5 protein-coding genes are annotated in these 4,366 nt (G+C 73.5%); 1 reads left to right on the plus strand and 4 read right to left on the minus strand.

The window, feature by feature from the left end:
* Positions 1-5 precede the first annotated feature (5 nt).
* The 3 genes from GKQ77_RS28385 to GKQ77_RS28395 are packed head-to-tail and all read right to left on the minus strand — an operon-like array spanning position 6 to position 2,379.
* On the minus strand, positions 6-971 hold the full coding sequence (locus GKQ77_RS28385) for an ABC-2 membrane transporter-related protein (RefSeq protein ID WP_219691791.1): 966 nt from the start codon (positions 969-971) through the stop codon (positions 6-8).
* Positions 968-1,867 carry an ABC transporter ATP-binding protein gene (locus GKQ77_RS28390; protein ID WP_219691792.1) on the minus strand — a complete coding sequence of 300 codons (900 nt, stop codon included), beginning with the start codon at positions 1,865-1,867 and terminating at the stop codon, positions 968-970. Before GKQ77_RS28390 ends, GKQ77_RS28385 begins: the two co-directional genes overlap by 4 nt.
* Positions 1,864-2,379, minus strand: coding sequence for a GntR family transcriptional regulator (locus tag GKQ77_RS28395; RefSeq protein ID WP_219691794.1), 516 nt, complete (start codon positions 2,377-2,379; stop codon positions 1,864-1,866). Before GKQ77_RS28395 ends, GKQ77_RS28390 begins: the two co-directional genes overlap by 4 nt.
* Positions 2,380-2,503: 124 nt before the next feature.
* Between GKQ77_RS28395 and GKQ77_RS28400 the strand changes: the two genes are divergently transcribed.
* Complete coding sequence (locus GKQ77_RS28400) at positions 2,504-2,899, plus strand: LppU/SCO3897 family protein (RefSeq protein WP_219691795.1); 396 nt, start codon at positions 2,504-2,506, stop codon at positions 2,897-2,899.
* A 126-nt stretch (positions 2,900-3,025) separates the two neighbouring features.
* Here GKQ77_RS28400 and mshD read toward each other — a convergent pair whose 3' ends face one another.
* On the minus strand, positions 3,026-3,958 hold the full coding sequence (gene mshD, locus GKQ77_RS28405) for a mycothiol synthase (protein WP_219691796.1): 933 nt from the start codon (positions 3,956-3,958) through the stop codon (positions 3,026-3,028).
* Positions 3,959-4,366 lie beyond the last annotated feature (408 nt).

Raw genomic sequence — 4,366 nt, forward strand, 5'->3', positions numbered from 1 at the left:
ACGTTTCAGGGGGTACGGCGGCGGAGGAGGCGGAACGCGGCGTACGTTGCGGCGGTCGCGAGGGCTAGGACGATGCCGGTCTCGATCAGCTGGGTGTACCAGAAGTGGGATCGGGGGTGGTAGTCCATGTACCAGGTGGTGATCTTGGTGTCGGTGGGGCAGGAGAAGCCGGACTGCGGCTTCGGGACGCACTGCCATGCGTAGAAGCGGTCCCCGGCGGCGTTGGTGACGCCCTGGTCCATGGAGAAGGAGTCGAGCCGGAGGGGAGGGAAGTGGTCCTCGTCGGTGGCGGGGCCGCTGGCCGTCTTCACGGGTACCAGGTGCCAGCGGAGGCTGCCCATGCCCCACAGGAGGACGCCGGTGACGATGCCGGTTGCGGCCATCGCGAGCAGTGTGCGGCGCACGGCCAATCCGATGAGCGTGCCGAGGGCCACGGCGAACAGGTCGTACGCGACGAGGGCGGGGCCGGTGGCCTCGTAGACGCCGCGGTCGGCCCAGTGGAGGTTCCAGCGGATGCCGATCACGTCGGAACCGCCGAGCTGGAGCGCGGCCATGAGGAAGAGCGTGCCGCCCACGGCCAACGTGGCGGCCGTCGTCAGTTTGGCGGCGAGCCAGCGCGCGGGAGAGACGGACTGGGTCCAGGAGAGCTTGTACACCCCGCTCTCCATTTCGCGGGCGACCATCGGGCCCGCGATGAAGACACCGATGAGCAGGGGCAGCAGAAGCAGGAGCAGGGCGCCTCGCTCCAGGCTGAGGTAGAGCAGGTCGCGGGCGCTGCTGAAGCCGAAGAAGGTGTCGCAGGGTTCGGCTGCGGAGCAGTCGCCCTCGGATTCCGGGTAGGCGTGGGCCGCCCAGCGCAGCCAGCCGATGTAGGCCAACGTGAGGGCGAGGACGGCACCTCCCGTCCATAGCGCGGTGCGGTGCACCCGCACGTCCACCCAGCGCGGGCCCCGCAGAGTCGGCATGCTCATGCCGCCACCCCCGGCCGGGACGGGGCGGTCGTGCTCGGCGTCAGGAGCGCGGGCGCGTCCGGTGAGCGGAGATGGGCCAGCAACAGTTCCTCCAGGGAAGGTTCCTCGATCTCCCAGCCGTCGCCGGGTGGGCCCTCGGGGCGGATCAGGGCGGTCACCCCGCGTCCGGTGGCGCGGGATTCGATGACCGTGTGCGGGGCGAGATCGGCGGGCGGGCGCGCGCCGGTCACCAGGGCGTGCGCGGCGACGAGGTCGTCGATGCCGCCGCCGAGCCGGATCCGCCCGCCGGAGACGAGGAGCAAGTGGTCGCAGGAGTCGGCCAGTTCGCCGACGATGTGCGAGGACATGACGACGGTGGTGCCGTGTTCGGCGGCCTCCGCCATGAGCGTGCCCATCAGCTGATGGCGGGCGAGCGGGTCGAGGTCGGCCATCGGCTCGTCCAGGAGCAGGAGTTCGGCCCGCTTGCCGAGCGCGAGGGCGAGGGCGACGCGGGTGCGCTGGCCGCCGGAGAGCGTACGGACGCGGGCGCGCGGGTCGAGGCCGGCGCCGCCGACGACGCGCTCGGCGACGGCCATGTCCCAGCGGCCCGGGTTGAGTTCGGCGCCGAGCCGCAGGGTGTCGGCGATGGTCAGCCGTGGGTGGAGGGGCTTGTCCTGGGCGACGTACGCCACGCGGGCGCGGGCCTTCGCGGGGCTGGTGCCGAGGACGGTCAGGGTGCCCTCGGTGGGGCGGGCGAGGCCGGCCGCGAGGGCGAGCAGGGTGGATTTGCCGGCGCCGTTGGGGCCGACGACCGCGCAGATCCGCCCGACGGGCAGGCGGAACGAGCAGTCGTGCAGGGCGCGGCGGCGGCCGTGGCGTTTGGTCAGGGCGCGCGCCTCGATGGCGGTGTCGGTCATGCGGAGTCCCCCCTGGTCGGTGCGGGTGAAGCGGCCGGGGCCGGTGTAGCGGCCGGTGCGGGTGAGACGGCCGGTGTGTGAGTGGCCGTCGGTGTGCGGGTGGCCGTCTGTGCGCGGGTGGCCGTCGGTTCTCGCGGCGGTGCGAACTGTTCTTCGAGTACGGCGTTGAAGAGCGCCGCCACGTCGTCCTTCTCCAGGCCCGCCGCCCTGGCCCGCGCGGCCCACTCGGCGAGCTCCCCCCGGAGCGGTGAGTCGGCCGGGGCGCTGCCCAGTGACTTGCGCACGAAGGTGCCGAGGCCTCGGCGGGCCTCGACGAGGCCCTCGCGCTCCAGTTCGCGGTAGGCCTTGAGCACGGTGTTCGGATTGATGGCGGTGGCCGCGACGACCTCGCGTGCCGTGGGCAGCTTGTCGCCGGGGGCCAGCAGGCCCAGGCGCAGGGCCTGTTGGGTCTGCTGGACGATCTGGAGGTAGGTGGCGACGCCGCTGCGCCGGTCGATGCGGTATTCGACCACTGCCTTGCACCACCCTTTCACTAATTGAGTAGTGAAAGGGTGGTGCAGGGCTCCGGTCGCTGTCAAGTAACGTCTGCGGCTCAGCATTGACGTGAACACGATTTACGGGGGTCCCACCTTGTCCGTGCCTCAGCGAGCCCGGCGCCGGAGTTCTCACATCCCGCAGGGCGGTGGCAGCGGCGCGTTCGGCGCCCTCTCGCCCCTGATGAAGGTGGCGGTGCTGCTCATCGCGGCGGTCGTCGCGGGCGTGTGGATGTACACGAGCCGGGGCAACTCCAGCGGCTCCGACAGCGAGAGCGCCAAGCGGCCCGCGTCGGCCGAGGTCGGCGACTGCGTCCAGAACAAGGGTTCGGAGGGCAGCCCCGACATGGAGGTCATCGACTGCGGGAACGCGAAGGCGGAGTACGAGGTCGCGGGTCTGGGCGAGACCGAGTGCAAGGCGGGGCAGTCCCGTTACGAGCAGACCCGGCGGGGCCGGGTGCAGTTCTCGATGTGTCTTACGGAGGTCGCGGCGAAGTAGGCGGCGGGGACTGGCGGGGCGCCCGACGGGCGTACGCGTGAGGGCGCGGTCCTCCTCGGGTCTCCCCGGGGAGCGCCGCGCCCTCCGCGCTCTCGTGCTCTGCCGTGCTGGCCTGAGCTGACGCGCTCAGGACTCCGTGCGGTACATCAGGTCCGTCTCGTGCGTCACGAAGCCCAGCCGCTCGTAGACGCTCACGGCCGCCTTGTTGTCCGCGTCCACGTACAGCATCGCGGTCGGCAGGCCCGCTTGCGCGAGGTGGCGCAGGCCCGTCGTGGTCAGGGCCTTGCCGAGGCCGCCGCCCTGGGCGCCGGGGCGGACCCCGACGACGTACACCTCTCCGAGCTCCTCCTGCGCGTGCACCTTCGTCCAGTGGAAGCCGACCAGCTCCCCGTCCTTCTCGGCGAGGAAGAAGCCGGCCGGGTCGAACCACGGCTCCGCCTTGCGGTCGTCCAGGTCGCGCTGGGTGAGGGAGCCCTGTTCGGGGTGGTGGGCGAAGGCCTCGGCGTTCACCGCGAGCCAGGCCGCGTCGTCCTGTCCGGGCACGAAGGTACGTACGGACACGCCCTCGGGGAGGACCGGCTCGGGCAGCTTCAGGTCCGTCAACGGGCGCCGCATCTGCCGCAGTTCCCGGAAGAGGGCGAGGCCGAGCACCTGCGCCAGGTGCCGGGCGGCGGGGTGCCCGCCGTGCGCCCATACGCGAAGGCGCCGCCCGGACTCGCCCAGCAGCGCCGAGCCGAGCGCCCTGCCGTGGCCGCGGCCGCGGTGCGCGGGGTGCACGACCAGCTCGGCGGCGGGGGCCTCCACGGGGTCGGTGTCCTCCAGTTGCGCGTACCCGGCGAGCTGGTCGCCGACGCTGAGCAGCAGATGCCGCACGCCCTCGCGGGCCCCGCCGCGGAGCTGGAGCCGCCCCTGCTCGGAGACCGCCTGCTGCCCGTCGGCGCGGGCGGCCTCCGCGAGGAGCGCGAGCACGGCGTCGGCCTGCGCGGGGGAGAGGACGGTAAGGGTGTCGATCTTCCGGAGGAGCGGCGCGGGAGCCTCGGCGGGCCGGTCGTCAGTCATGGGTCGAGGGTACGGCGACGGCCCCCACGGCACCCCGGCCGGTGGCGCCGACGGCGCGGCTCCCGCGCAGGGCTCCCACCCCGGGCGAGGCAGACCACGTAAACGCCGCGGGCCGCCGTGCGAGGGAACCCCGCCTGACGGGGGCGGTACCCCAACCCGGTGCGCCGCGCGACCGGCGGCGGGAGGAGTCGCGATGGCAGGGCCGCGCCAGGTCGGGGGGCGGTGGAATCCCCGCGCGACCGGCGAACGATCTCCTGAGTGGCGTTGGGACCCCCGCGCGACTGGCGGCGGGTCGCGTCCGGCGGCCGGTGCCCGCCGGGTCGGCGGGCGGAATCCGCCGACAGGCGGCGGAGCCCCGCCCGCTGGGCGGCGAAACCCCGCCTGACCAGCGGCAGAACCCCCCCGGCC

The organism is Streptomyces anatolicus (assembly GCF_019400875.1).
Classification (GTDB): domain Bacteria; phylum Actinomycetota; class Actinomycetes; order Streptomycetales; family Streptomycetaceae; genus Streptomyces; species Streptomyces anatolicus.